Source organism: Streptomyces dysideae, from assembly GCF_001514305.1.
Taxonomy (GTDB): domain Bacteria; phylum Actinomycetota; class Actinomycetes; order Streptomycetales; family Streptomycetaceae; genus Streptomyces; species Streptomyces dysideae.
The window spans coordinates 1-2,566 of record NZ_KQ949170.1; the positions used below are offsets into that span (position 1 = coordinate 1).

Genomic DNA, 2,566 nt, shown 5'->3' on the forward strand with positions numbered 1-2,566 from the left:
GGTCGGGTAGCCGGAGACCATTGCTGATCTCCGGCCCCCTCAGAACCGGACGTGCGAGCTTTCCCCGCATCCGGCTCAAGCAAGCCCCATGGGCTTCGCAGGTCAGCAGGGTTATGTGGTCCTTTTGCCGTCGTCAGCGTGATGCTGGCGGTGGCATTCGGAGTGCACGAGGCGAAGGTTGTTCCGCTCGTCCGTGCCGCCGTCTCGCCGGTAGGTGAAGTGATGCTTGTGGAGCATCTTCTTCGAGGCCGCGAACCAGTTGATCCACTCGCGTGGGCTGTCCGGTTCGTACTCGGCTCCGACGATCAGCGCCTGCTTGCAGAGAGGACACAGCCCCTGCTGCCGGACCGCCAGGAGAAGACTCGTCTTGTCCATCGGCGGTGGCGCTTTCCTGCGGCGGCGGTCCCGCCAGTACTCGGTCAGAGCGGGATCGTCCGGGGACGCTCCGCCCTTGATGAGCTGGTGGCGGACGATGCCGGTCCAGGCGAACTTGATGAGGAAGGCGCCGCTGTCGCGGTCGCCGAACACCCACCGGTCTCGCCGGGACGGGTGGAACCTGCCGAAGTACCGGTCCACGACCCAGTGACTCGACTTGTTGCGGTGACGACGTCTGGCCCATTTGAAGGTCAGTCGCCACATGTAGTGATCCAGCGACGAGAACGTCGTCGTGGATGCCACCGCCCGGTAGTAGGCCGCCCAACCGCGAACGATCGGGATCAGCCTGCGCAACACGGCCTCGGCATTGGACCCGTGCAGGGTCTTCACCTCGGTCCGTAAGCGCGCCCGGAGCCTCGCGCAAGCCGCTGTGCTCGGCTTGATGATCAGCTTTCCGCCCGTGCGGCGGACGGTGAAGCCGAGGAAGTCGAACCCCTTATCGAGGTGGACGACCTGGGTCTTCTCCTCGTTGAAGCGAAGACCCCTCGGCTCCAGCCAGTCCTCCAGCCGGGCCCTGACCTGGTGCACCTGTTCCTCGTCGTGGCAGAGCACGACGAAGTCGTCGGCATATCTCACCAGCACCGGGGTGCCGGGCATCGCGCCGGGCTCGCGCCCGGTCCGAACCGTGTATTGGCACCCTGCGGCCTGTTCCAGTCCGTGCAGAGCAACGTTCAGCAACAGCGGGCTGATCACGCCGCCTTGAGGAGTGCCCTCCTCGGTCGGTGCGAACCGGCCGCGGTCGATTACGCCCGCCTTCAGCCAGCCGCAGATCAGGTCCCTGGCGGGGAACTGGCCGAGCATGGTCATGAGGTGGTCATGGTCGATGCGGTCGAACGCCGCCGACAGGTCCGCGTCCAGGACCCACAGACGTTTCGGGTTCTTGCCCTTCACCGTCCAGAAGATCGCGGATATCGCGTCCTGGCAGCTGCGGCCGGGCCGGAAGCCGTAAGACCTCGGCTCGAACCGCGCTTCCCACTCGGGTTCCAGCGCGTTCTTCACGCGGGCCTGGAGGACCCGGTCACGGATGACCGGGATGCCGAGCGGTCGCTGTTTCCCGTTGCTCTTCGGGATGAACACTCGCTTGACCGGCCTGGCCTTCCACGGATTCAACGACCGATGGATCTCGGCCGCCAAGGTGCCTCTCGCTTTCGGCGTGAGGGCCCGTTCCCCGTCGATGCCAGCGGTCATGCGACCACTGCTCTGCTGAGTCACCCGCTTCACGCTGACCAGCGTGTTGCTGCGGCTTCTCAGCATGAGCTTCTGCAAGTTGCGGACCTTCTTGAGGTCCCCGTCCTGCGTTGCCTTGAAGATCCTCTGCCTCAGCCGCCGTACGTTCTCCTCGCAGGTGGCCCAGTCGATGCCGTGCCAGTCGAGTAAGTCGTCCTCGGGTCCGTTCACCGCAGGCGCGGACGTCACGGCAGGTGCCGTGATCTCCATGTTCGCCTCCGGTGTCTAACTTGTCCCTTGGTTCGAGCGTCCTTGCAGTGGTGACTTCAAAGGCTCACCTGATCCACGTGGGCGCCCTTTCGGGCCGGACCACCGGGGCCCGTATCCGGCGAGTTATGCAGGAGCGGGTGAAGGTCCCAGTCTCCCGGCTTCCTCTGGCCTTTCGGCCCGCCGGCCTTCGCTTCTTGGATCTTCCTTCTCCCGCCGGGGACTTCAGCCTTCCTTGCGGTCGGCCTACCAAGCCGGTGGCTTGGACCCCGTCGGGGTTTCCACGTTCCGCACCGGTAAGACGCGGCTGGGGTGGGCGCCCCCTCTACCCCGAGACCAGCGGTGTCCTCCCTCCGGGCTCAGTTACCCGAAGGTCGCTTGGCGCCTTTCAGCACCGGGTCCTGTGACCGCCGCCAACACGCCATCGACGCGGTCTTAAAGTCACGAGGCATCATCGAGGGTTCACTTTCGTTCGCCCGTCCAGCCTTCCCCTCACCTGTTGCACCCCGATGGCCGGGACACCCTTGGGCTTGAACGCTCCGCTTCACACCCCGCCGTTACCAGCGACGCATGGGAGCGCGGGGACGGGCCCTGGACACTGGCCCGAAGTTCAGCTTCCTCAACTTCCCTTCATACGGCTGTCCTTACTTACCTGGAGCGACTTCGTGTCGCACACTGAGCGCTTCATTTGGCGAGT

General features: G+C 65.2%; 1 protein-coding gene. It reads right to left on the reverse strand.

Annotated elements, in window-relative coordinates:
• Positions 1 to 111: 111 nt before the first annotated feature.
• Positions 112 to 1,872 (reverse strand): group II intron reverse transcriptase/maturase, encoded by a 1,761-nt coding sequence (gene ltrA / locus AQJ91_RS48160; RefSeq protein WP_067036729.1) that lies wholly within the window; start codon positions 1,870 to 1,872, stop codon positions 112 to 114.
• Positions 1,873 to 2,566 lie beyond the last annotated feature (694 nt).

Excerpts from the sequence above, each read along its gene's own strand:
- ltrA (WP_067036729.1), bottom strand. The coding sequence starts at position 1,872 with ATGGAGATCACGGCACCTGCCGTGACGTCCGCGCCTGCGGTGAACGGA.